The sequence below is a fragment of the Streptomyces sp. NPDC099050 genome (assembly GCF_044759865.1).
GTDB lineage: Bacteria > Actinomycetota > Actinomycetes > Streptomycetales > Streptomycetaceae > Streptomyces.
Map to the genome: position 1 here is coordinate 262,345 of NZ_JBIWAE010000008.1, position 21,847 is coordinate 284,191.

Here is a 21,847-nt window from a genome sequence, read left to right on the forward strand (position 1 = left end):
AGGTGCTCAAGTAGGCACTTCGGAGTGCGTGGTTACCCCGAGGTGAGCGAACAGGTGGGGAGGGGTGCGCGATGGCAATGACACAGCGGCCGGGGGCGGATCACTGCGGGATCGCCGCGGCGATGACCGTGATCGACGGCAAGTGGAAGGTGTCGGTGCTGTGGGAGCTGGAGCAGCGCCCGCGACGCTTCGGCGAACTGCGCCGCCTGGTCCCGGGGGTCTCGGAGAAGGTGCTCGCGGCCCAGCTGCGCGAGCTGGAGACGGACGGCATCGTCCACCGCGAGGTCTACGAGGAGGTCCCGCCGCGCGTGGAGTACTCGCTGACCCCGCTCGGCCGGGAACTGAACGAGGCCCTGGCGGCCCTCGGAGCGTGGGGCACGAAGCACCTGCTCCCCGACGCCGTCCAGACGGTCCCCGCGTGAGGTCGGGGCCGGGCCCCTGCTCCGGAGGAGGGCCGGCCCCCGCTCCGGAGGAGGGCCGGGCCCCCGCTCCGGGCTGCCGGGCCCTCATTCCGGGCGGCGGAACAGTGCCGTCCAGAGGAAGTCCTCGCCGAAGGAACCGGAGGACGCGGGCTCGTCGTTCATCCGGCGCAGCTCCACCTCGGTGAGGTCCCCGAAGACCCAGCGCAGCGCCTCCGGGGTGTAGGCGAGCCCGCCTTCGAGGCGGGCCCGGCCGTAGAACTCCGCGTCGGGCAGCTCGGAGCCCATCGCGCCCGAGGCGAAGCAGGTCAGGGCGAAGCGGCCGCCCGGGGCCAGCAGCCGGTCCAGCAAGGCCAGGTAGCTGACCCGGCGGTGCGGCGGCAGGTGGTGGAAGCAGCCCGAGTCGTAGATCAGGTCGTACGGGCCCACGAGCCCGGCGCCGGCCGCGCCGAAGGCGTCCCCGTGGTGGAACCGGACCCGGGCCCCCGCGGCGAGGGCCCGCTCCCCGGCCCAGGCCAGGGCCGTCGGCGAGAGGTCGACGGCGTCCACCTCGAAGCCCCGGGCGGCCAGGTGCAGGGCGTTGCGGCCGGGACCGCAGCCGAGGTCCAGGGCGCGGCCGCCCGCGGGGATCAGTCCGCGGTCGAGGCAGGAGACGAGGTTCTCGTCGGGCTTCGCCGCGAAGAACGGCACCGGCCGCTCGCGGTCCGCGTAGAAGCCGTCCCACCAGGCGGAGCCGCCTGCGGTCCAGCGGTCGGCCTCCGGTGCGAAGAGGCCGTCCATGAGGGCGAGCACGTCGTCGACACTGTGTATGGTGCGGTCCATCCGAACCCCTTTCAGATGTCCCCAATTTTATCGGTGAACACGAGAAAATCCCAGGTCAGATAGGGTGCATGGGATGCCTGACGGGCCATCTGGCGCCTTGTCGCCGGCGGACCGGTCCCCGCTCCCGCGGGTGGGGAGGGCAGGCGCCCCACAGCCCCGCTCGGCGCCCCCACGGGCCCTTTCCCGGCCGGTCCGGGCCCTGTTTCCACACGAGTTCCGGAGTCGTGTGCCCGGACGCCCCGTCAGGCCGACGCCTCCGCAGGCACCTCCGCCGACGTCTCCGCCGATGCCTCCGGCGGCACCTCCGCCACGGCGACCGACGGCGTGTGCGCGTCCGCCTCGGCCAGCAGGGTCCCGTCCGGCGCCCATACGGCCGCGCCCCCGCAGCCCGTCCACGGACCGGCGGGTCCGACGTGGTTGGCCAGGGCCACGTACATCCCGAAGTCCCGGGCGATCCCCGGGTGGACGGCCGCCCGCTCGGCGACGCCGTCGCCCGTGCCGTAGAGGGAGCTCGCCAGGTGGACCCGGCAGCCGGCCGCGGCGCCCGCGGCGGGCACGTCCGCGAAGTGGTTGTCGAAGCAGATCCCCAGGGAGAAGCGGATCCCGCCGAGCTCGAAGCGGCCCGGGACCGTCCCCGCGGCGAAGACCTCCTGCTCGTGGCGGAACAGGTGCTGCTTGGCGTACGTGGTCACGTGCGCGCCGTCCGCGTCGTGGACCAGTGTCGCGATGAGGGGCCGGGGGCCGTCCGTGCGCAGCGCGACGTTGACGGCGGTGGCGATCCCGGTGGAACGGACGGGGTCCAGCCGGGGATCCTCGGCGTCGGCCAGCCACAGACCGGGGTCGGCGCCGAGCGCGGCCAGCTCGTAGCCGGTCAGCGTGAGCTCGGGGAAGACGACCAGCCCGGCGCCCTCCTCCCGGGCCCGCACGGCGAGCTCGGCCGCCCGTAGGGCGTTGGCGGACACGTCGGCGGGGACGCAGCTCAGCTGCGCGGCAGCGATCTTCACCCGGCCCAGCATGCCAGCCCGGAGGTCAGGCCGTGTCCTTGGCCGGGGGCCCCTGGATCAGGTCCAGGAAGGCGCGGAAGGTGCCGGGCATGTCCACGGATTCGGGGGCCAGCAGCCACTGGTACTGGAGGCCGTCCATGACGGCGGCCAGCAGCGGGGCCGCCTGCTCGGGGGTGAGGCCCGAGGGGAGCCGCTCGCCGTACTCCGCGCGCAGGACCGCCGCCATCGCGGAGCGCACCTGCGCGTACCGCTCGGCGAAGAACTCCCGCGCCGGGTGGCCCTCGGTGACGCTCTCGCCGAGCAGCGCCGAGAAGGTCTGCACGATGCCGGGGCGCATGGCGTTGTACTCCACCAGCGAGGCCAGCAGGTCCGGGCGCCAGGCCTCGGCCAGCGCGGTGCCGCCGCCGGTGTCCCAGCGGTCGCGCTCCTCCAGGACCGCGACCAGCAGCGCCTCCTTGGTGGGGAAGTAGTGCAGCAGTCCCTGCTGGGTCAGGCCCACCCGCTCGGCGACCGCGCCCAGGGCCGCGCCCCGGTAGCCGCGTTCGGCGATCACCTCGACGGCCGCGCGGACGATCTCCACGCGCCGTTCCTCAGTTCTGGCCCTGACCATCGCCCGCACCCCTTCTGTTCCACACCTGCCAGCAGGACCGTACGTCATCGATACATTACGAACAGATTACGAACCCTACCGCTCTACAGGTAACCGGTCCACGATGGAGCCAGCCGCACCGCGCGTCCGCCCCGCACGGCGGACGCCCGGTCCTGTGCGCCGCTACCCGCACTCAACGAGGAGGCATGGCCGTGACCGATGCCGATCAGGTCCGCAACGACGCCGTAGAGACGGCCCTGGGCAAGCTGGACCTCGACACCAAGGCCCGGCTGCTCGCCGGCCAGGACATGTGGTCGCTGCCCGCCGTCCCCGAGATCGGGCTGAAGTCCCTGGTCATGTCCGACGGCCCCATCGGGGTGCGCGGCGTGCGCTGGACCGCCGACGACCCGTCGATCGCGCTGCCCTCCCCGACCGCGCTCGCCGCCGCGTGGGACCCCGAGCTCGCCCGCCGGGCCGGCCGCCTCCTCGCCCAGGAGGCCCGCCGCAAGGGCGTCCACGTGCTCCTCGCGCCCACCGTCAACCTGCACCGCTCCCCGCTCGGCGGCCGGCACTTCGAGTGCTACTCCGAGGACCCGTACCTCACCGGCGCGGTCGGCAGCGGCTACGTGAGCGGCGTCCAGGACGGCGGCGTCGGCACCACCGTCAAGCACTTCGTCGGCAACGACGCCGAGACCGAGCGGTTCACCGTAGACAGCGTGATCGCACCGCGCCCGCTGCGCGAGCTCTACCTGGCACCCTTCGAGGCCATCGTCGCGAACGCCCACCCGTGGGGCATCATGACCGCCTACAACCGGGTCAACGGCACGACCATGACCGAGCACCGCTACCTCGTGGGCGAGGTCCTGCGCGGCGAATGGGGCTTCGACGGCTACAACGTCTCCGACTGGATGGCCGCCCGCTCCACCACCGGCGACATCCTCGGCGGCATGGACGTGGCCATGCCCGGTCCCGTCACCGTCTACGGAGCTCCGCTCGCCGACGCCGTCCGCGCCGGTGAGGTCCCCGAGTCCGCCGTCGACGAGGCCGTCCGCAACGTCCTGCGCCTCGCGGCCCGCGTCGGCGTCCTGGAGGGCGCCCCCGCCGCGGTCGGCGAGGTTCCGGCCCCCATCGACGGCCAGGCGCTGGCCCGCGAGCTGGCCGTCCGCGGCTTCGTCCTCGTGCGCAACGAGCCCGCCGCGGACGGAAAGCCCGTGCTCCCGCTCGCCCCCGTCCGGACCGTCGCCCTCATCGGCGCCGCCGCCCGCGACGCCCGCGTCCTCGGCGGCGGCAGCGCCACCGTCTTCCCCGAGCGGATCGTCTCCCCGCTCGACGGACTCACCGAGGCCCTGCCCGACGGCGCGCTGACCTTCACCGTCGGCGCCGACCCCAGCGACGAACTGACCCCCGCCGACAAGGGCTTCCAGCTCCGCGCGGTCTGCCGGGACGCCTCCGGCACCGTCATCGGCACCGGCTCGCTGCCCACCGGCCAGGTCCAGTGGATCGGCGACGACCTGCCCGAAGGCGTCACCTACGCGACGATGGCGAGCATCGAGGTCACCGGTACGTTCGTGCCGCGCGAGAGCGGCGAGCACGCCTTCGGAACCCGCGGACTCGGCGCCTTCACCCTCGCCGTCGGCGGTGAGACCCGCTTCGAGGGGGTCCAGCCGATGGGTGACGAGGCCGACCCCTTCGAGGCCTTCTTCGGCGCTCCCCAGGTGCGGACCCGCCTCACCCTCACCGAGGGCGAAGCCGTCGAGGTCTCCCTGACCTACCAGGTCCCCGACATGACGACCCTGCCGCTCAAGGCGATCATGTTCTCCTTCCTCCACCTCGGCCCGCAGCGCTCCCCCGAGGAGCTCATCGCCGAGGCCGTGGAGGCCGCGCGCGCCGCCGACACCGCCGTCGTGGTCGTCGCCACCACCGAGCGGGTGGAGTCCGAGGGCTTCGACCGCAAGGACCTCACCCTCCCGGGCCGCCAGAACGACCTGGTGCGCGCCGTCGCCGCGGTCAACCCGAACACCGTGGTCGTCGTCAACGCGGGCTCCCCGGTGGAACTTCCGTGGCGCGAGGAGGTCGCGGCCGTCCTGCTGACCTGGTTCCCCGGGCAGGAGGGCGGGGCCGCGCTGGCCGACGTACTCCTTGGCGAGGCCGAGCCGGGCGGGCGACTGCCCACCACGTGGCCCGCCGAGTTCGCCGACGCGCCGGTCACCGAAGTCACCCCCACCGAGGGGCGCCTGGAGTACACCGAGGGCCTCTTCATCGGCTACCGGGCCTACGAGAAGCACGGGATCGCCCCGGCGTTCCCCTTCGGGCACGGCCTCGGCTACACGGACTGGGCGTACGAGTCCCTGGAGGCCACCCCCGCGCTGGCGAAGGTCCGCGTCACCAACACCGGCACCCGGCCGGGCCGCGAGACCGTACAGGTCTACCTGGCGCCCGTCGCGGACAGCGTGGAGCGCCCGGCGAGCTGGCTGGCCGGCTTCGCGAGCGTGACCGCCGGTCCCGGCGAGAGCGTCGACGTGGAGATCCCGCTGCCGGGGCGCGCCTTCGAGATCTGGGACCAGCCGTCCCTGTCCTGGCGGCGGATCGGCGGCGGCTACGAGGTCCGCGCGAGCCGTTCGCACGGCGACACGCGGCTGACGGCGGCCCTCGACCTGTAATGGCCGGAAATCACCCCTATCGGGGCGATTGAAAAAGCTGGACCGGGGGCGGGCCCTGACACCCGCCCCCGGTCCGATCCACCTGCCGCGTCAACGCGGAGGCTCGGCGGAGGTCACCTGTCGGTGCGCCAGTTCCGCGAGCCGTGCCTGCCCGCCCTTGCCCGGGTGGAACCAGTCCCAGCGGCTCAACTGCTCCGCCGCGAAGGGGTACTGGAAGACCGCGCCGCCGTCGTAGCGGCACAGCTCGTCCTTCGCGCAGACCTCGCGCAGCGCCTCGTTGTACTCGACCACGCGGGCCCGCACCTGCTCCCGCCGGGCCGTCGCACCGGCGGTCGCCGAGGTCGGATCGGCGAGCATCGACTGGCAGATGCCCAGCTTCCAGATCCGCCGCACCATCGGGTCGTCCTTGCCCTGCTCCCACAGCCGCTGGAGGTCCGGGACGCTGGAGACGTACACCTGCGAGGCCGGCGAGGCCGCCCGCAGACCGGCCAGCGCCTTCTCGAATCCCGTGCGGAAGGCGGCCACCGGAGTCATCGACGACGCCGTGGGCCGGCAGGCGTCGTTCGAGCCCACCATCACCGTGACCAGGCCCGGCTTGTGCGCGGCGGCCGAGGCGAGCTGACCCGGCAGGTCCGCCATCCGGGAGCCGGTCACCGCGTAGTTCCAGCTGCGCGTCGGCGCCTCGGCCTCACCGAGCAGCCGGGCGGCCAGCGAACGCACCTCGGGGTCGTCGCCGGTGGCCCAGGAGGCCTCCGGGCAGTCGGCCAGCACCGAACAGGCGTCGAAACCGCGCGTGATGGAGTCGCCCACGGCGGCGACCGAGGCCGGCGCGGTGTTCCACCGCGGGGCCGCCTGCGCCCCGCGCTCGCCCCCGGGCTTCGCCGCGTCCGCCGAACACCCCGTCAGCGCACCCGCGGCCAGCACCATCAAGGCGGCCGCCGCGCCCGCACCCGCGCCCGCGGAAGTCCGACGCGCGCGGCGGCGTGGGGCGGTGGTGCGCATGCGGAAGGTCCCTCCTCGTCGCCCCCGTGCCATTCGGCGGCGTCCTGCTGAGTGAATGCTCTGCGTTTACGGGTCTTGGAGCGACCGTACGTCACACCATGACCCCCGGCGCACGGTAGCTTTTTCCCGTGGCGGTTCGGCCGCAAGTCCCGCAACGCAATGTCAAATAATTTCCGTTACATTACATCACGTCACATACTGTCCGTTTTCTGGAGTTTATTCCCGACCTCGTCCCACACTGGAGGTCCCGGTGACGACACGTGGAGTCCTGTACGTGCACTCCGCACCGCGCGCGCTCTGCCCGCACGTGGAATGGGCTGTTGCGGGGGTGCTCGGGGTGCGGGTGAACCTCGACTGGATCCGTCAGCCCGCCTCCCCGGGCACCTGGAGAGCCGAGTTCTCCTGGCAGGCCGAGGCGGGCACCGCCTCGAAACTCGCCTCCGCGCTGCGCGGATGGCACCTGCTCCGCTTCGAGGTGACCGCGGAACCCTGTCCGACCGCCGAGGGCGAGCGCTACAGCTCCACCCCGCACCTGGGCATCTTCCACGCCGTCACCGGCATGCACGGCGACATCCTGATCCCCGAGGACCGGCTGCGCGCCGCCCTCGCCCGGTCCGCGCACGGCGAGACGGACCTGGAGGAGGAGATCGCCAAACTGCTCGGCAAACCCTGGGACGACGAGCTCGAACCCTTCCGCTACGCGGGCGAGGGCGCCCCGGTGCGCTGGCTCCACCAGGTCGTCTGAGCCGGCCCCACGCAGAAGGCCCACCCGGAATCACCCGGGTGGGCCTTTCGCGTGTTCAAACGACGAACACCGCAACCATCAATTGAGCAACCACAGCGGCGAGCAACCACGTCCGCGAGAGCGGCGCCGGTTTAGGCGCACTAGACAGTGCGGAACGCCAGGGAGACGTTGTGGCCGCCGAAGCCGAAGGAGTTGTTGATCGCGGAGATCGGGCCCTCCGCCGGGAGCTTGCGGGGCTCGTCGCGCACGATGTCCGCGTCGATGTCGTCGTCGATGTCGTCGAGGTTGATCGTCGGCGGGGCGAGGCGGTGGTACAGCGCCAGGACCGTCGCGACGGTCTCGATGCCGCCCGCGCCGCCCAGGAGGTGACCGGTCATCGACTTGGTCGCCGAGATCGCGATGTGGTCCAGGTCCTCGCCCAGCACCTTGCGCAGGGCCTTCAGCTCCGCCGTGTCGCCCTGCGGGGTGGACGTGGCGTGCGCGTTCACGTGGACCAGCTCGGCCGGGTCCAGACCCGTGTTGTCGAGCAGGTTCTGCAGCGCGGCCGAGACGCCGCGGCCGGTGGGCTCCGGCTGCGCGATGTGGTGGCTGTCCGCGGACAGGCCCTGGCCCAGCACTTCGCAGTAGACGCGGGCGCCGCGCGCGGCGGCGTGCTCGGCGGACTCCAGGACCACGACGCCCGCGCCCTCGCCGAGGACGAAGCCGTCGCGGGCCTTGTCGTACGGACGGGAGGCCGTGGTCGGGTTCTCGTTGTTCTTGGACATCGCCATCATGTTGGCGAACGCCGCGATCGGCAGCGGGTGGATGGCCGCCTCGGTGCCGCCGGCGACGACCACGTCGGCACGGCCGGTACGGATCATTTCGACGGCGTAGCCGATGGCCTCGGCGCCGGAGGCACAGGCGCTGACCGGAGTGTGCACGCCCGCGCGGGCGTTGACCTCCAGGCCGACGTTGGCCGACGGGCCGTTGGGCATGAGCATGGGGACGGTGTGCGGGGAGACCCGGCGCACACCCTTTTCCTTCAGTACGTCGTACTGGTCGAGCAGGGTGGTCACGCCGCCGATGCCGGAAGCGATGACGGTGCCCAGGCGCTCGGGCGCGATGGCCGCGTCCTCGCCCGCCGGGGCGGTGTAGCCGGCGTCGGCCCACGCCTCACGGGCCGCGATGATCGCGAACTGGGCCGAGCGGTCCAGCTTGCGGGCCAGCGGCCGCGGGAGGACCTCACTGGGGTCCACGGCGGCGGTGGCGGCGATACGGACCGGGAGTTCGGCGAAGCGCTCACCTTCGAGGGGCCTTACGCCGGAACGGCCGGCAAGCAGGCCTTCCCAGGTCGAAGCGCTGTCGCCACCCAGCGGAGTGGTTGCGCCGATACCGGTGACGACCACGGTGCGATTGGTCGGGCTCACAGGAATTCTTTCTCCACGTTTCAGGGGGTGAATTGTCACGGCGCCACCGCCAGGTGGCGACAAACGCTCGTCAGGCTCAGGCCTGGTGCTTGAGGATGTAGCTCGCGGCGTCGCCGACGGTCTTGAGACCCTTGACGTCCTCGTCCGGGATCTTCACCTCGAAGCGCTCTTCGGCGGCGACGACGACCTCGACCATGGACAGCGAGTCGACGTCCAGGTCGTCGGTGAAGGACTTGTCGAGCTGGACGTCCTCCTGCGGGATGCCGGCGATCTCGTTGACGATCTCCGCGAGGCCTTCGAGGATCTCGTCCTGGGTGGCGGCCATGATGGCGCTCCTTCTATGTAGCTAGCTGGGGGTCGAACGGAGTCCGGGATGTGGATCCCGGGCCCTAGGGGAGGGTAACGACCGTGGCGGCGTAGACGAGCCCCGCCCCGAAGCCGATGACGAGCGCGGTGTCGCCGCTCTTCGCCGCTCCGGTCGCCAGGAGCCGCTCCATTGCGAGCGGGATCGAGGCGGCCGAGGTGTTGCCGGTGGTTTCGATGTCACGGGCGACCGTGACGTGCTCCGGCAGCTTCAGAGTCTTCACCATCGAGTCGATGATCCGCATGTTCGCCTGGTGCGGAATGAAGACGTCCAGGTCATCGGCGGTGATCCCGGCTGCGTCGAGCGCCTGCTGGGCCACCTTCGCCATCTCGAAGACGGCCCAGCGGAACACCGCCTGGCCTTCCTGCGTGATGGCGGGAAACTTGTTTCCGCCGTCCTTGCCGAGGTACTCGTCCCACGGCACGGTCTGCTTGATGGTCTCGGACTTGTCGCCCTCCGAACCCCACACCGTGGGGCCGATGGCCGGCTCGTCCGAGGGGCCGACGACCACGGCGCCCGCGCCGTCACCGAACAGGAAGGCCGTCGCGCGGTCCTCCAGGTCGGTCAGGTCCGAGAGCCGCTCCACGCCGATGACGAGGACGTACTCCGCGGAACCCTCGACGACGAGCCCCTTGGCCAGGGTCAGGCCGTAGCCGAACCCGGCGCAGCCCGCGGAGATGTCGAAGGCGGCGGGCTTGCCCGCGCCGATGCGGTGCGCGATCTCGGTCGCCACGGCCGGGGTCTGCTTGAAGTGCGACACCGTCGAGACGATCACGGCGCCGATCTTCTCCGGAGCGATCCCGGCGGCGGCCAGGGCCTTGCCCGAGGCCTCCACCGACATCGCGGCGACGGTCTCCTGGGGGGAGGCCCAGTGCCGCGTGGCGATGCCGGAGCGGGAGCGGATCCACTCGTCGGAGGAGTCGATGGTTTCGAGGATGACCTCGTTCGGCACCACGCGGATCGGACGGTAGCCGCCGACACCGAGGATGCGGGCGTACGGGGAGCCCTTGGCAGGCTTGATCTTCGACATGCTGAGTGGGCTCCTTCTCTCAGACCGCGTGCTCGGTGAGGAGCGCCGCGGCCTTGTCGAGATCGTCCGGGGTCTTCAGCGCCACGCTCGGTACGCCCTTCAGCGCGCGCTTGGCCAGACCCGTCAGGGTGCCACCGGGGGACAGCTCGACGATCCCGGTGACGCCCAGTGCGGCGAACGTCTCCATGCACAGGTCCCAGCGGACCGGGTTGGCCACCTGGCCAACCAGCCGGGCGACTACGTCGGCGCCCGTGGTCACGACCTGGCCATCCTTGTTCGATACGTACGTCAGCGCCGGGTCGGCCGGGGTGAGGGCCGTGGCGGCCTTCTCCAGACCGGCGACCGCCGGAGCCATGTGGTGCGTGTGGAAGGCGCCCGCGACCTTGAGGGCGACGACCTTCATGGAACCCTCGGGCTTCTCGGCCTCCAGGGCCGCGATCTGCTCCACGGTCCCCGCGGCGACGATCTGGCCCGCGCCGTTGACGTTCGCCGCGGTCAGACCCAGCTTCTCCAGGTGGGCGACGACGACGTCCGGGTCCCCGCCGAGGACGGCGGCCATGCCCGTCGCGGTGGTCGCCGCGGCCTCGGCCATGGCGAGTCCGCGGGTGCGTACGAAGGACAGCGCGTCCGCGTCGGACAGCACCCCGGCGTACGCGGCGGCGGTGATCTCGCCGACGCTGTGGCCCGCCACGGCGCCGAAGGCGCCGGGTCCGGCCTTGGTGGTCAGTTCGGCCGCGGCGAGGAGGCCCGCGGCCACCAGCAGGGGCTGTGCGACGGCCGTGTCGCGGATCTCGTCCGCGTCGGCCTTCGTGCCGTAGTGGGCAAGGTCGAGCCCGATGGCGTCCGACCAGCCGGCGACGCGGTCAGCGGCGCCGGGCAGTTCGAGCCAGGGAGTCAGGAAGCCGGGCGTCTGTGCGCCTTGGCCGGGAGCGACGAGTACGAGCACCCTCACACTCTCTCTTGTGTTCGGTCCGCGCCGCCCGTGGGGACAGGGACGAAGAACCATCGGGGTAATTGTTGATGTCCGACAAAAGCTTAGGACTGAGGATCGCCGTCGGCCAGACGCCCGAGGATCAGGGCGATCCGCAGAGTGAACGCGGAGCGGACATCCGAGGGCGACCAGCCGGTGACGTCTGTCACACGTCGCAGCCGGTAGCGCACGGTGTTCGGGTGTACGAACAGCATCCGGGCCGCGCCTTCCAGGCTGCTGGCCTGCTCCAGATAAACACTCAGCGTTTCCAGCAGGGCCGAGCCCGCCTCTTCGAGCGGTCTGTAGATCTCCTCCACCAACTGCTCGCGGGCCGAAGGGTCGGAGGCGATCGCGCGTTCGGGCAGGAGATCGTCCGCGAGGACCGGCCTCGGCGCGTCCTGCCACGCCGTGCAGGCCTTGAGCCCGGCCGCGGCGGCCTGCGCCGATTTCGTGGCGTTCAGCAGGTCCGGGACCACCGGTCCGGCGACCACCGCACCCGCCGCGAACGGCCCGATCAGCGACTTCGCCACCTGCATCGGATTGTCGCTGCCGCCCGCGATCACCACGAGCCGGTCACCCAGCACACCGGTGAGCACCTGCAGCTTGTGGTGGCGGGCCGCCCGCCGGATCGCCTCGACCGTCAGCTCGCTGTCGCCCTCCGGGGCCGTGCCCAGCACCACGCACACGTGCTCGGGGGAGTTCCAGCCGAGGGCCGCGGCCCGGGACAGCGCGCCCTCGTCGGCCTCCCCGGACAGCACCGCGTTGACCACCAGGGACTCCAGCCGGGCGTCCCACGCACCGCGGGCCTCGGCGGCCTGGGCGTACACCTGGGCGGTCGCGAAGGCGATCTCCCGGGCGTACACCAGCAGGGCCTCGCGCAGGATCGACTCGTCGCCGGGCGCGGCGACCTCGTCGATCGCGGTTTCCATGACCTCGATCGTGGTCCGCACCATCTCGACGGTCTGGCGCAGGGTGATCGCCCGGGTCAGCTCGCGCGGAGCCGTCCCGAAGACATCGGTGGAGATCGCCTGGGGGGTCTCCGGATGCCGGAACCACTCGGTGAACGCGGCGATGCCGGCCTGGGCCACCAGGCCGATCCAGGAGCGGTTCTCCGGCGGCATCGCCCGGTACCACGACAGCGTCTCGTCCATGCGCGCGATGGCGTTGGCGGCGAGCCGGCCGGAGGACTTCTCCAGTCGTCGCAGCGTCGCGGCGTGCGGATGGGCCGGAGCCGGATGCGCGGGGTGGACCGCGGGTGAATGCTCACGTTCGGGTTGGGGCACGTGACAAGACTGCCCTATCGGGGCCGCTGCGCGGAGTCCGGTCCCCTCCCGGGCGGGGCCCCGGGGGCTACCGTGGCCCCCATGATTGATGTACGCCGAGGCTCCGACCGGTACGAGGGTGGGGAAGGGTCCGAGGGGATCGCCACCCGGCACGCTTTCTCCTTCGGCGCGCACTACGACCCCGACAACCTGCGGTTCGGCCCGGTCCTGGCGTGCAACGAGGAGAGCCTCGCCCCCGGCGCGGGCTTCGACGAGCACCCCCACAGCCACACCGAGATCGTGACCTGGGTGGCCGAGGGCGAGCTCACCCACCGGGACGCCGAGGGCGCCACCACCCTGGTGCGGCCTGGTGACGTACAGCACCTGGGCGCGGCTTCCGGGACCCGGCACGCGGAACGCAACGACGGCACCGGCCCGCTGCGGTTCGTCCAGATGTGGCTGGCCCCGGCCGATCCGGCCGGGGAGCCCTCGTACGCGCTGGTCCGGGGGATCGCCGACAGCACGCCCTACGCCGTGCCCGCCGCCGGGGCCGTCCTGCACGTACGGCGGCCGGGCGCGGGCGAGCGGGTGGCCGTACCGGCCGCCGGGCGGGTGTACCTGCACGTCGTACGGGGAGACCTGCGGCTGGACGGCGGTTCCGCCGACGGCGCCGAGGAGCTCAGCCCCGGGGACTCGGCGCGGATCACCGGCGAACCGGAGCTGGAGCTGGTCGCCGGATCGCCGGCCGAGGTGCTGATCTGGGAGTTCCCGTAGACGGTGGCCGCGGGCGCGGGTCCCGCAGGGGCCTCAGCGGGTCCTGAGCTCGGCGAGCACCGCGTCGGTGAACGGGGGCCAGGCCTCGACGGCCCACGGCCCGAAGGCGCGGTCCGTCAGCGCCACGCAGGCGGCGCGGGCGTCCGGGTCCACCCACAGGAAGGTCCCCGACTGCCCGAAGTGCCCGAAGGTGCGCGGCGAGGACGCGGCGCCCGTCCAGTGCGGTGCCTTCCCGTCGCGGATCTCCATGCCGAGACCCCAGTCGTTGGGGGACTGGTGGCCGTAGCCGGGCAGGACGCCCTTGAGTCCGGGGTGGACCACGGACGTGGCCTCCGCGACGGTGCGGACGTCCAGCAGCCGGGGCTGCTGGAGCTCGGCCGCGAAGCGCAGGAGGTCGGAGACCGTGGAGACGCCGTCCTTGGCCGGTGAGCCCTCCAGGCTGCTCGACGCCATGCCCAGCGGCTCGAAGACGGCCTCGGCCAGGTACGCGGCGAAGGGGATCCCGGTGGCCTTCGCGATGTGGTCGCCGAGCTCCTCGAAACCGGCGTTCGAGTACAGCCGGCGCTGCCCGGGAGGGGCCGTCACCCGGTGCTCGTCGAAGGCCAGGCCGCTGGTGTGGGCGAGCAGGTGGCGCACGGTGGAGCCCGCGGGCCCGGCCGGTTCGTCCAGCTCGATCGCGCCCTCCTCGTAGGCGACGAGCGCGGCGTAGGCGGCGAGCGGCTTGGTGACGGAGGCCAGCGGGAAGCGGTGGTCCACCGGGCCGTGCGTACCGAGCACGGTCCCGTCGGAGTCGACCACGGCCGCGGCCGCGGTCGGAACCGGCCAGTTCTCGATGATGCGCAGACTCTGCAAGCTCTCCATGCGGCCGAGGGTACTTGCTTGGAGTGCACTCCAAGGATTTAGCGTGGAGCCATGAGCCTGACGCAGACCCCCCTGCAGACGCGGACGCGGTACACGATCAGCGAGGTCGAGGCACGGACCGGTCTGACCCAGCACACCTTGCGCTGGTACGAGCGGATCGGCCTCATGCCGCACGTGGACCGCTCGCACTCGGGGCAGCGGCGGTTCACCGACAAGGACCTCGAATGGCTGGGCTTCGTCGGGAAGTTGCGCACCACCGGAATGTCGGTGGCGGACATGGTCCGGTACGCGGAACTCGTCCGTGAGGGCCCGCACACCGCCGACGACCGGCGCGAACTGCTGGAGCGCACGCGCGACGAGGTGCGGACGCGGATCGCGGAACTGACCGACGCGCTCGCCGTCCTGGACTACAAGATCGACACGTATGCGATGTGCACCACCGTCGCGGGAGAGGCAGACCGGACATGAGCGGCAACACGGCAGGGAACACGGCGGGCGGCACGGTACGGATCGAGCAGGTCGAACTGGGCGCGGGCGGACCGCTGGTGGGCGTCCAGGGGCTCGGCTGCATGGGCATGAGCGAGTTCTACGGGAACACGGACGAGGCGGCGGCCCGGCAGACCCTGGACGCGGCACTGGACGCCGGGGTCACGCTCTTCGACACCGCGGACGTGTACGGGCGGGGCGCCAACGAGGAGTTCCTCGCGCCGTTCGTGGCCGCGCACCGCGACCGGATCACCCTCGCCACGAAGTTCGCCATAGAGCGGACGGACGACCCGCTGTACCGGGGGATCCGCAACGACCGCGCGTACATCCGCGGCGCGGTGGAGGACAGCCTGCGCAGGCTGGGCACCGAGGTGATCGACCTCTACTACATGCACCGGCGCGACCCCGCCGTTCCGCTCGCCGAGTCCGTGGGCGCGATGGCGGAGTTGGTGAAGGAGGGCAAGGTGCGCCACCTCGGGCTCAGCGAGGTGACCGGAGCCGAGCTGCGCGAGGCGCACGCGGTGCACCCGATCGCGGCGCTCCAGTCGGAGTGGTCGCTGTTCAGCCGGGACGTGGAGCGCAGCGCGGTGGGCGCGGCAGCGGAGCTGGGCGTGGCCGTCGCGGCGTACTCCCCGCTCGGGCGCGGCTTCCTGACCGGGTCCTTCGCGGACGCCTCGGCGGACCTGACGTCCGATGACTTCCGGCGCCACCAGCCCCGGTTCACCGGTGACAACGCGAAGACGAACGGGGCGCTCCTGACTCCCGTACGGGAGATCGCGGCGGCCCGCGGCGCCACGCCGGCGCAGATCGCCCTGGCGTGGGTGCAGCAGCGGGCGGCGGTGCACGGCCTGACGGTCGTCCCGATCCCGGGCACCCGCAAGCCCTCCCGCCTCGCGGAGAACGCGGCGGCGACCCGCATCACCCTGACGGCGGCGGAACTGTCCCTCCTGGACCCGATCGCAGCAGGCGTCGCGGGCGACCGCTACCCGGACATGAGCTCCACGTCGGCGGCCCGCGAGGGGTAGGTGTTCCAGCCGTCCGGCGGTTGAGGTCAGGCCCCGGCCGTGAAGCGGTCCCGCAGCGCCCGGTACTCGGCATCCGTGAGGAGCCCCGCGCTGTGCAGCTCGGTGAGGTGCTGGATCCGCTCCCACTCCCGGGGCCCGGGAAGACGGGTCCCCACCGCGCCGGAGGCGACGACGGCCCGCGCCCGCAGAGCCACCAGCACGGCCGCCGCGAACGGCAGCGACTCGTGCACGCCCCCGTAGCCCACGCCGAACACCGCGGAGGAGAGATCGTGGTCGGGCCGCGGATCACCGGCGCCCTCGCGGGGCAGCAGCCGCAGGTGGCCGCCGGGCCGTTGCGGGGAGTGCCAGACCAGCCCGGCCAGGGCGGCCAGCGGATACCGCTGGTCGCCCGCCTTCCACTTGGTGCTCGTGGCCCCGGTGCGCGACCAGTGGAAGGTGACGGCGCCGCCGTCCAAGGTGAGCCGGGCGTCGTACGCCTTCAGCGTGGCCGGCGGCTCCGGGGCGGTGACGAGGAACCGCTCGGCCGGTCCGGCCGGACCGATCCGCTCGCGCAGGGCCTCGGCGAAGGCCGCCGCGCGGACGGCCCCGGCCCCGGCGCCGCCACCCGGCAGCGCCAGCCGGTACGGATCGCAGACGTCCCGCAACTGCCCCGCCGCGGCCTCCATCAGCGGGTCCGCTCCCACCCGCACGCGGGCGCGCAGCACCAGGGCGTCCCGCCGTCCCACGGTCAGGTCCACCCCGGACAACGCTTCCAGGGGAATCCGGCGTTCCCCCAGGGCGTGCCAGAGTCTGGGCGTTCGCATCCCCCGTGCGAAGCGGATGATGAGCGAGTTCGTGGTGCGGTCGAACTCCCAGACGGCATGGTTTCCGGCCAGTACGTCACCCATGCGGCACATCGTAAAGGGACGCACCCCCGCGCGTCCCCCCGCTGCGCGGTCCGATTTCGGGTCGGCCGAGCGGTCAGGCGCCGTCCGTACCGGAAGTTCCGCGTCGGCACGTATCGTCCCCGGCGGCGCACACGGTGGAACCGAACGCACCGGTTCCGATTTTGGCGAAGTTGTCCAGAGATTCGGTCCCTGGCTCGAAATAGCCCGTGTGGCTCTTGGCTCCGGCCGCCGACAGGACCCGCGCGCCGAACTCCCCGGAGACCGGATCCACGCCGTGGCCCAGGCCCCCGAACTCCAGATGGGGCACGTCGGCGATCCAGTCACCGGCATCGCGCATCGCCCACACCCGCGCGGAGGTGCCCAGCTCGGCGGCGCTCCCGGCGCGCATGCCGGGGCTGCCGGCCACCACGATGTCCGTGACCCGGGGCGGCAGTTCGTGCGCCGCGACCCCGCACACCACCGAGCCGTAGCTGTGGCAGAACAGTGCCACGCTCGCCCGTCCCGGCAGCCCGGAGGCCAGCGAGCGCAGCCTGGCCGCGCCGTCCACGGCCAGCCGCCCGGTCGCCGCGTCCATACCGAAGCCGGTCGGGGCGGTGTAGCCGGCCCAGGCGATGACCGCGGTCCGGCTGCCGGGGGCGGCCGCGCGCTCGGCCTCGTACAGGGACTCGGCCATGCCGACCGGTGCGGTCAGCCGGCGCACCGTGCGCTCGAAGGTGAGCGCGTCGGTGTCGACGCCGGGGACGACCACCGAGACCCGGCGGGCCGCGCCGAGGTCGCCGAAGACCTCCGCGACGAGGGCGCCGCCGGTGGGGTCGAAGACGAGGATCTGCCGGCCGGGCTCGGCGAGGGACTCGAAGCGGTGCGAGCGCCGGGCGGCGACGGCACGGTCCGAGGGGGCCAGCGTGATGTCGTGGGCACGGGTGTCCTCGACCCGCGCGGCCCGCCGCAGGGCCATCCGGTTGGCCCGGTAGCGGACGCCGGGCGGCACGCCGTCGAGATTGCCGACCACCAGCGGATGGTTCTCGGTGAGCCGGGCGCGCTGGGCGCCGTCGAGACGCGCGAAGAAACGTGCGACCACGGGCGCCGGGGCGTCCGCGCCGGGCAGGGCCCGGCCTTCGAAGCGCGCCCCGGCCCAGGACGCGAGCGCGGCCTGGCGCGGGGACGGGTCGTCCGCCGTCCGGTAGACGGCCGTCCAGCCGGTGGTCGCGAGCATCAGGAAGACCACCGTCAGCGCGAGCAGTGCGCGCAGGGCGGCCGGGCGCGCGGGAGCGTCGGCGGAGCGGGTGTGGGCGGGGCCGGGCAGGTTCACTGCCTCCAGCCTAGGAGACCGTCGCGGGTGGCTGCGCGCCGGGTGACGGGAGTCACGGCCGACCGTGGGACGCCCGCCGGCGGGTGCTCCCGTACGGGACCGCGCGCGCGGGCGGCCGTCCCGGTACGGGTATTCGCCCGGCCCGTACGGGTCTTCGCCCGGCCGGGTGCGAACCGCCGGGGTCAGGCGGGCCGGCGCCAGTCGGAGGCCAGCGCCGGGCCGATCTGGTCGAGGTAGACCTCGGTCATCCGCCGGATGGCGGCCACGCTGGTGTCCTCGCCCTGTCCCCAGAGCCGTCCGGTGACGCGCATCACGCCCGTGAACGCGGCGACGGCCACCCGCGGGCGCGGGTCGGCGTCCACGTCCAGTCCCTCGCGCTCGGCCAGCAGCCGGGCGATCCGCTCCTCCAGCTCGGTGGAGCGGCGCAGGTGCACGGCGAGCAGGGCCGGGGTGGACTCGATCAGCTGGTAGCTGCGCATGTACAGGTCGATGGGGACCAGGTCCGAAATGGCCTCGTCGACGGTGTCCCAGGCCGCGAGCACGGCCGAGCGCATCGCCTCGAAGGGCCCCTCGGCGGGCGGGCGGGAGTGCAGCGCCGCGACGAAGTGCGATTCGACCAGGTCCTGGACGGCGAAGGCGACCTCTTCCTTGTTGGCGAAGTACCGGAAGAAGGTGCGCTGGGAGACGTCCACGGCGTCGGTGATCTCGTCGACGGTCGTCTCCTCGTACCCCTGGGCGATGAAGAGGAGGAGGGCCGCGCGCAGCAGTGCGTCGCGCGTGCGCTGTTTCTTGCGCTCGCGCAGTCCCGCCGGCGGTGCGGACGCGGGCCGCTGATCGGTCATCACGGCCGCCAGGGTACCTGTGACCGACCTGACAGAGCTGTCTGGCGAACCGCTCTGTGAAGTGTCAGTCGCTGTCACTAATCTGTCCGCATGACTAGTCAGATCACCGTCGACGGCGGGGACGCGCTCTCGCTCACCAAGGAACCGGGCCCCTCGCCGGTCCGTACGGGCCTCCGGGGCCACCCGTGGCTCACCCTGTTCGCCGTCGCGATCGGCGTCATGATGGTCACCCTCGACGGCACGATCGTCGCCGTCGCCAACCCGGCCATCCAGAAGGACCTCGGGGCCTCGCTGGCCGACGTCCAGTGGATCACCAACGGCTACCTGCTCGCCCTCGCGGTCTCCCTCATCACCGCTGGCAAGCTCGGCGACCGTTTCGGCCACCGCCAGACCTTCCTCATAGGCATCGCCGGCTTCGCCGTCTCCTCGGCGGCCATCGGCCTCTCCAGCGGAGTCGAGCTCGTCATCGGCTTCCGCGTCGCGCAGGGCGTCTTCGGCGCCCTGCTGATGCCCGCCGCGCTGGGCCTGCTGCGCGCGACCTTCCCGGCCGAAAAGCTCAACATGGCCATCGGCATCTGGGGCATGGTCATCGGCGCCTCCACCGCCGCCGGGCCGATCGTCGGCGGCGTGCTCGTCGAGAACGTGAGCTGGCAGTCCGTCTTCTTCATCAACGTGCCCGTGGGGATCCTCGCGCTCGCCTTCGGCCTGTTCATCCTGGTCGACCACCGGGCCGAGAACGCCCCGCGGTCCTTCGACGTCCTCGGCATCCTGTTGCTGTCGGCCGGGATGTTCTCGCTGATCTGGGCGCTGATCAAGGCCTCCGAATGGGGCTGGGGAGACACCAAGACCCTGGCCTTCCTCGGCGGGTCCGTCCTGTGCTTCGTGGCCTTCGCCCTCTGGGAGAACCACGTCGCCGAGCCGCTGATCCCGCTCGGGATGTTCCGGTCCCTGCCGCTGTCCGCGGGCACGGTGCTGATGGTCCTGATGGCCTTCGCCTTCATGGGCGGGCTCTTCTTCGTCACCTTCTACCTGCAGAACGTCCACGGCATGAGCCCCGTCGACAGCGGCCTGCACCTGCTGCCGCTGACCGGGATGATGATCGTCGGCTCGCCGCTGGCGGGCATCGCCATCACCAAGGTCGGCCCGCGGCCGCCGCTCGTCGCGGGCATGGTCGCCACCGCCGTCGCCTGCTTCGGAATGGCCCAGCTGACCCCCGGCACCTCCACCCCCACCATGTCGCTCTGGTTCGCCCTGATGGGCCTCGGGCTGGCGCCCGTCATGGTGGGCGCCACCGAGGTCATCGTCGGCAACGCCCCGCTGGAGCTCTCGGGCGTGGCCGGCGGGCTCCAGCAGGCCGCCATGCAGGTCGGCGGCAGCCTGGGCACGGCCGTGCTCGGCGCGGTCATGGCGAGCAAGGTCGGCAGCGTCTTCGAGGACAACTGGGCCGGGGCCGGGCTGCCGCCGCTCACTCCGGAGCAGGCGGACCTCGCGGAGAAGGGCATCCAGGTCGGCATCGCCCCGATCCCGCCGGAGGCACCGGAGCAGCTCGCGGCGACCATCACGGGCGTCGCCCACGACACGTTCGTGTCAGGGATGAGCACGGCCTTCACCGTCGCGGGCGTGGTCGCGGTACTCGCCGCGGTCGTGGCCGGCTTCACGAAGCGCGGCGAGAACGCGGCGGCGGGCGCGGGCGCGGCCCACATCTAGCTCCGCCCCGGCCGCCCGGCCGTGCGCAGGGTCCCGCTGGCTCTGTGCCGCCGGCCGCGCGGCCGTGGCGGTCGAGGAGGCCCCGGAGGCGTCAACTCCGGGGCCGTGACAGCCCCGCCGGGGGGTTCCGGCGGGGCTGTCGCCTATCCGGGTGGACCCGCTCGCGACCCCTTCCGCCGGGACGTCCGCGCAGGTCAGCGTGGTGTCGACGGAGCTTTCGGAAACGGTCCGGGGCCCGTACGTCCACCAGGAGTTGACCCGTCATGCGTACGTGGAGCACCACTTTCTCCGGCCGCACCGCCGCCACGGCCACCGTTCTCGCCGCCACCCTGCTGATCCCGGGCACCGCGGAATCCGCCCGCGCGGCTGGCCTCGCCCCGGTCCTCGCCGCGGCGCAGGCCCCGAACCAGGCCCGGGCCCAGGCGCGCGCCGATGCTCCGGCTCCCGTACGGGCCTCCGGGCAGACGAAGGGGCAGACGAAGGGGCGCACGAAGGGGCGGGCCGCCGGGCCGCCCGCGCTCGGGACCTGCGCCACCGGGCAGCTGTGCCTGTGGGCGAAGCCGGAGTTCAAGGGGGCCCGCACGACCCACGAGCTCAGCACCCTCGACATCAACAGCTGCACCGCCCTGCCCGCCGGCACCACCGCCCAGTCCCTCACGAACCGGACCGGCCGACCGGTCACCACCTACCAGTCCGCCGAATGCGCCGAGACCGGCGAGTTCCAGACCTACCCGGGCGACGGGGTGTGGCTGCCCCAGTCGCCCTACCAGGTCCGGGCGTTCAAGGTGTGGGAGCGCTGACGGCGGCGGCGCCGTCGCCCGCCCGGCCGGGCCCGCCCTGGGCGCCGACCCCGGCGCCCGGGCCGGGCCCCCGGGCGGGCCCGGGGTCCAGGACGACCTCGGGGACCCCGGGGACCCCGAGGACCCCGGGGGCACGCACGACCCCGCCCGCCCCCGGGCCCCCGCCGAGCCGCGCGACCTCCGCGCGCAGCGCCCGTACCTCCGCCGTCAGTTCGGAGATCGCCGCCGTCTGGGCGCGCTCCACCCGATCGTCGCGTTCGAAGCGGGAGATGAACCAGGCCGCGATGTTGGCGGTCACCACACCCAGCAGCGCGATCCCGGACAGCATCAGCCCCACCGCCAGCAGCCGGCCGAGCCCGGTGGTGGGGGAGTGGTCCCCGTAGCCGACCGTCGTCATCGTGGTCACCGACCACCACAGCGCGTCCCCGAGGTTCTTGATGTTGCCGTCGGGGGCGTCCCGCTCCACGCTCAGCACCGCCAGCGAGCCGAACATCAGCAGCCCGACCACCGAGCCCGCCACGTACGTGGTCAGCCGGATCTGCGGCGCCATCCGGGCCCGCCGCCCCACCAGCATCAGGGTGGAGACCACCCGCAGCAGCCGCAGCGGCTGGATCATCGGCAGCACCACCGCCATCAGGTCCAGCCAGTGGGTCCGTACGAAGGCCCTCTTCGAATGCGCCAGGCCCAGCCGCACCAGGTAGTCGGCGGCGAAGGCGGCCCAGACCACCCACTCCGCGTGCCGGCAGGCGCTGTGCACCGCCGCGCTCGCGTCGGGCAGGACGATGGGCACCGCGTAGGCCACGCCGAACGCCAGGGCGAGGACCAGCAGCGGCGTCTGCGTCCGGCGTTCCCACCGGGCCTGGGGGGAGGGTTGCTTCATGCG

22 protein-coding genes are annotated in these 21,847 nt (G+C 72.8%); 8 read left to right on the top strand and 14 right to left on the bottom strand.

The window, feature by feature from the left end; translation table 11 throughout:
• The first annotated feature begins 71 nt into the window (after window positions 1-71).
• The gene (locus tag ACIQV3_RS16590) at window positions 72-422 is read left to right on the top strand and encodes a winged helix-turn-helix transcriptional regulator (RefSeq protein ID WP_403713099.1); all 351 of its coding nucleotides are present in this window, start codon (window positions 72-74) and stop codon (window positions 420-422) included.
• An 84-nt stretch (window positions 423-506) separates the two neighbouring features.
• Here the strand turns inward: ACIQV3_RS16590 and ACIQV3_RS16595 are convergent, their stop codons facing one another.
• The 3 genes from ACIQV3_RS16595 to ACIQV3_RS16605 all read right to left on the bottom strand — a co-directional run bounded on the left by ACIQV3_RS16595 (window position 507) and on the right by ACIQV3_RS16605 (window position 2,855).
• Entirely contained in the window at window positions 507-1,241 is a 735-nt protein-coding gene (locus tag ACIQV3_RS16595; RefSeq protein ID WP_403713100.1) for a class I SAM-dependent methyltransferase, read from the bottom strand.
• Between the two features lie 242 nt (window positions 1,242-1,483).
• On the bottom strand, window positions 1,484-2,245 hold the full coding sequence (locus tag ACIQV3_RS16600) for a carbon-nitrogen hydrolase family protein (protein WP_403713102.1): 762 nt from the start codon (window positions 2,243-2,245) through the stop codon (window positions 1,484-1,486).
• Between the two features lie 25 nt (window positions 2,246-2,270).
• Window positions 2,271-2,855 (bottom strand): TetR/AcrR family transcriptional regulator, encoded by a 585-nt coding sequence (locus ACIQV3_RS16605; RefSeq protein WP_403713103.1) that lies wholly within the window; start codon window positions 2,853-2,855, stop codon window positions 2,271-2,273.
• 185 nt (window positions 2,856-3,040) lie between these two features.
• Here ACIQV3_RS16605 and ACIQV3_RS16610 point away from each other — a divergent pair, with 185 nt between their 5' ends.
• Complete coding sequence (locus tag ACIQV3_RS16610; RefSeq protein ID WP_403713104.1) at window positions 3,041-5,494, top strand: beta-glucosidase; 2,454 nt, start codon at window positions 3,041-3,043, stop codon at window positions 5,492-5,494.
• A gap of 90 nt (window positions 5,495-5,584) precedes the next feature.
• On the opposite strand, the gene ACIQV3_RS16615 is transcribed toward ACIQV3_RS16610, so the two are convergent.
• A complete protein-coding gene (locus ACIQV3_RS16615) occupies window positions 5,585-6,496 on the bottom strand; it encodes an SGNH/GDSL hydrolase family protein (RefSeq protein WP_403713105.1) in 912 nt (303 codons plus the stop codon).
• A gap of 250 nt (window positions 6,497-6,746) precedes the next feature.
• Here ACIQV3_RS16615 and ACIQV3_RS16620 point away from each other — a divergent pair, with 250 nt between their 5' ends.
• The gene (locus ACIQV3_RS16620; protein ID WP_254385450.1) at window positions 6,747-7,241 is read left to right on the top strand and encodes a DUF3145 domain-containing protein; all 495 of its coding nucleotides are present in this window, start codon (window positions 6,747-6,749) and stop codon (window positions 7,239-7,241) included.
• A gap of 140 nt (window positions 7,242-7,381) precedes the next feature.
• Here ACIQV3_RS16620 and fabF read toward each other — a convergent pair whose 3' ends face one another.
• From fabF to ACIQV3_RS16645, 5 genes are all read right to left on the bottom strand, one after another.
• On the bottom strand, window positions 7,382-8,647 hold the full coding sequence (gene fabF / locus ACIQV3_RS16625) for a beta-ketoacyl-ACP synthase II (RefSeq protein WP_403713106.1): 1,266 nt from the start codon (window positions 8,645-8,647) through the stop codon (window positions 7,382-7,384).
• A gap of 76 nt (window positions 8,648-8,723) precedes the next feature.
• Complete coding sequence (locus ACIQV3_RS16630) at window positions 8,724-8,972, bottom strand: acyl carrier protein (protein ID WP_403713107.1); 249 nt, start codon at window positions 8,970-8,972, stop codon at window positions 8,724-8,726.
• 64 nt (window positions 8,973-9,036) lie between these two features.
• Window positions 9,037-10,041: a ketoacyl-ACP synthase III gene (locus tag ACIQV3_RS16635; protein WP_389434304.1), complete on the bottom strand. Its 1,005-nt coding sequence runs from the start codon at window positions 10,039-10,041 to the stop codon at window positions 9,037-9,039.
• Window positions 10,042-10,060: 19 nt separating this feature from the next.
• Window positions 10,061-10,987 carry an ACP S-malonyltransferase gene (locus ACIQV3_RS16640; RefSeq protein WP_403713108.1) on the bottom strand — a complete coding sequence of 309 codons (927 nt, stop codon included), beginning with the start codon at window positions 10,985-10,987 and terminating at the stop codon, window positions 10,061-10,063.
• Window positions 10,988-11,076: 89 nt separating this feature from the next.
• Window positions 11,077-12,294 carry a PucR family transcriptional regulator gene (locus ACIQV3_RS16645; RefSeq protein WP_403713109.1) on the bottom strand — a complete coding sequence of 406 codons (1,218 nt, stop codon included), beginning with the start codon at window positions 12,292-12,294 and terminating at the stop codon, window positions 11,077-11,079.
• An 81-nt stretch (window positions 12,295-12,375) separates the two neighbouring features.
• Between ACIQV3_RS16645 and ACIQV3_RS16650 the strand changes: the two genes are divergently transcribed.
• A complete protein-coding gene (locus ACIQV3_RS16650; RefSeq protein WP_403713110.1) occupies window positions 12,376-13,047 on the top strand; it encodes a pirin family protein in 672 nt (223 codons plus the stop codon).
• Between the two features lie 33 nt (window positions 13,048-13,080).
• Here ACIQV3_RS16650 and ACIQV3_RS16655 read toward each other — a convergent pair whose 3' ends face one another.
• Window positions 13,081-13,908 carry a serine hydrolase domain-containing protein gene (locus ACIQV3_RS16655; protein WP_403713111.1) on the bottom strand — a complete coding sequence of 276 codons (828 nt, stop codon included), beginning with the start codon at window positions 13,906-13,908 and terminating at the stop codon, window positions 13,081-13,083.
• A 51-nt stretch (window positions 13,909-13,959) separates the two neighbouring features.
• Between ACIQV3_RS16655 and ACIQV3_RS16660 the strand changes: the two genes are divergently transcribed.
• A complete protein-coding gene (locus ACIQV3_RS16660) occupies window positions 13,960-14,376 on the top strand; it encodes a MerR family transcriptional regulator (protein WP_327306902.1) in 417 nt (138 codons plus the stop codon).
• Window positions 14,373-15,419, top strand: a complete 1,047-nt coding sequence (locus ACIQV3_RS16665) for an aldo/keto reductase (RefSeq protein ID WP_403713112.1) — start codon at window positions 14,373-14,375, stop codon at window positions 15,417-15,419. The genes ACIQV3_RS16660 and ACIQV3_RS16665 overlap by 4 nt, the downstream gene beginning before the upstream one ends.
• A 26-nt stretch (window positions 15,420-15,445) precedes the next feature.
• Here ACIQV3_RS16665 and ACIQV3_RS16670 read toward each other — a convergent pair whose 3' ends face one another.
• The 3 genes from ACIQV3_RS16670 to ACIQV3_RS16680 all read right to left on the bottom strand — a co-directional run bounded on the left by ACIQV3_RS16670 (window position 15,446) and on the right by ACIQV3_RS16680 (window position 18,457).
• The gene (locus ACIQV3_RS16670; protein WP_403713113.1) at window positions 15,446-16,306 is read right to left on the bottom strand and encodes a DUF4429 domain-containing protein; all 861 of its coding nucleotides are present in this window, start codon (window positions 16,304-16,306) and stop codon (window positions 15,446-15,448) included.
• Window positions 16,307-16,379: 73 nt separating this feature from the next.
• Complete coding sequence (locus ACIQV3_RS16675; protein ID WP_403713160.1) at window positions 16,380-17,519, bottom strand: alpha/beta hydrolase; 1,140 nt, start codon at window positions 17,517-17,519, stop codon at window positions 16,380-16,382.
• A 278-nt stretch (window positions 17,520-17,797) separates the two neighbouring features.
• Window positions 17,798-18,457 carry a TetR/AcrR family transcriptional regulator gene (locus tag ACIQV3_RS16680; RefSeq protein ID WP_403713161.1) on the bottom strand — a complete coding sequence of 220 codons (660 nt, stop codon included), beginning with the start codon at window positions 18,455-18,457 and terminating at the stop codon, window positions 17,798-17,800.
• A 219-nt stretch (window positions 18,458-18,676) separates the two neighbouring features.
• On the opposite strand from ACIQV3_RS16680, the gene ACIQV3_RS16685 reads away from it, so the two are divergent.
• Complete coding sequence (locus tag ACIQV3_RS16685; protein WP_403713163.1) at window positions 18,677-20,164, top strand: MFS transporter; 1,488 nt, start codon at window positions 18,677-18,679, stop codon at window positions 20,162-20,164.
• 263 nt (window positions 20,165-20,427) lie between these two features.
• A complete protein-coding gene (locus ACIQV3_RS16690) occupies window positions 20,428-20,964 on the top strand; it encodes a peptidase inhibitor family I36 protein (RefSeq protein ID WP_403713114.1) in 537 nt (178 codons plus the stop codon).
• Here ACIQV3_RS16690 and ACIQV3_RS16695 read toward each other — a convergent pair.
• A complete protein-coding gene (locus tag ACIQV3_RS16695) occupies window positions 20,945-21,844 on the bottom strand; it encodes a potassium channel family protein (protein WP_403713115.1) in 900 nt (299 codons plus the stop codon). The genes ACIQV3_RS16690 and ACIQV3_RS16695 overlap by 20 nt on opposite strands.
• Between the last annotated feature and the right edge of the window lie 3 nt (window positions 21,845-21,847).

Excerpts from the sequence above, each read along its gene's own strand:
- ACIQV3_RS16610 (WP_403713104.1), top strand. The coding sequence starts at position 3,041 with ATGGCCGTGACCGATGCCGATCAGGTCCGCAACGACGCCGTAGAGACG.
- ACIQV3_RS16650 (WP_403713110.1), top strand. The coding sequence starts at position 12,376 with ATGATTGATGTACGCCGAGGCTCCGACCGGTACGAGGGTGGGGAAGGG.
- ACIQV3_RS16660 (WP_327306902.1), top strand. The coding sequence starts at position 13,960 with ATGAGCCTGACGCAGACCCCCCTGCAGACGCGGACGCGGTACACGATC.
- ACIQV3_RS16695 (WP_403713115.1), bottom strand. The coding sequence starts at position 21,844 with ATGAAGCAACCCTCCCCCCAGGCCCGGTGGGAACGCCGGACGCAGACG.
- ACIQV3_RS16630 (WP_403713107.1), bottom strand. The coding sequence starts at position 8,972 with ATGGCCGCCACCCAGGACGAGATCCTCGAAGGCCTCGCGGAGATCGTC.
- ACIQV3_RS16590 (WP_403713099.1), top strand. The coding sequence starts at position 72 with ATGGCAATGACACAGCGGCCGGGGGCGGATCACTGCGGGATCGCCGCG.
- ACIQV3_RS16665 (WP_403713112.1), top strand. The coding sequence starts at position 14,373 with ATGAGCGGCAACACGGCAGGGAACACGGCGGGCGGCACGGTACGGATC.
- ACIQV3_RS16615 (WP_403713105.1), bottom strand. The coding sequence starts at position 6,496 with ATGCGCACCACCGCCCCACGCCGCCGCGCGCGTCGGACTTCCGCGGGC.
- ACIQV3_RS16675 (WP_403713160.1), bottom strand. The coding sequence starts at position 17,519 with ATGCTCGCGACCACCGGCTGGACGGCCGTCTACCGGACGGCGGACGAC.
- ACIQV3_RS16680 (WP_403713161.1), bottom strand. The coding sequence starts at position 18,457 with ATGACCGATCAGCGGCCCGCGTCCGCACCGCCGGCGGGACTGCGCGAG.
- ACIQV3_RS16690 (WP_403713114.1), top strand. The coding sequence starts at position 20,428 with ATGCGTACGTGGAGCACCACTTTCTCCGGCCGCACCGCCGCCACGGCC.
- ACIQV3_RS16670 (WP_403713113.1), bottom strand. The coding sequence starts at position 16,306 with ATGGGTGACGTACTGGCCGGAAACCATGCCGTCTGGGAGTTCGACCGC.
- ACIQV3_RS16595 (WP_403713100.1), bottom strand. The coding sequence starts at position 1,241 with ATGGACCGCACCATACACAGTGTCGACGACGTGCTCGCCCTCATGGAC.
- ACIQV3_RS16655 (WP_403713111.1), bottom strand. The coding sequence starts at position 13,908 with ATGGAGAGCTTGCAGAGTCTGCGCATCATCGAGAACTGGCCGGTTCCG.
- ACIQV3_RS16605 (WP_403713103.1), bottom strand. The coding sequence starts at position 2,855 with ATGGTCAGGGCCAGAACTGAGGAACGGCGCGTGGAGATCGTCCGCGCG.
- ACIQV3_RS16635 (WP_389434304.1), bottom strand. The coding sequence starts at position 10,041 with ATGTCGAAGATCAAGCCTGCCAAGGGCTCCCCGTACGCCCGCATCCTC.
- ACIQV3_RS16685 (WP_403713163.1), top strand. The coding sequence starts at position 18,677 with ATGATGGTCACCCTCGACGGCACGATCGTCGCCGTCGCCAACCCGGCC.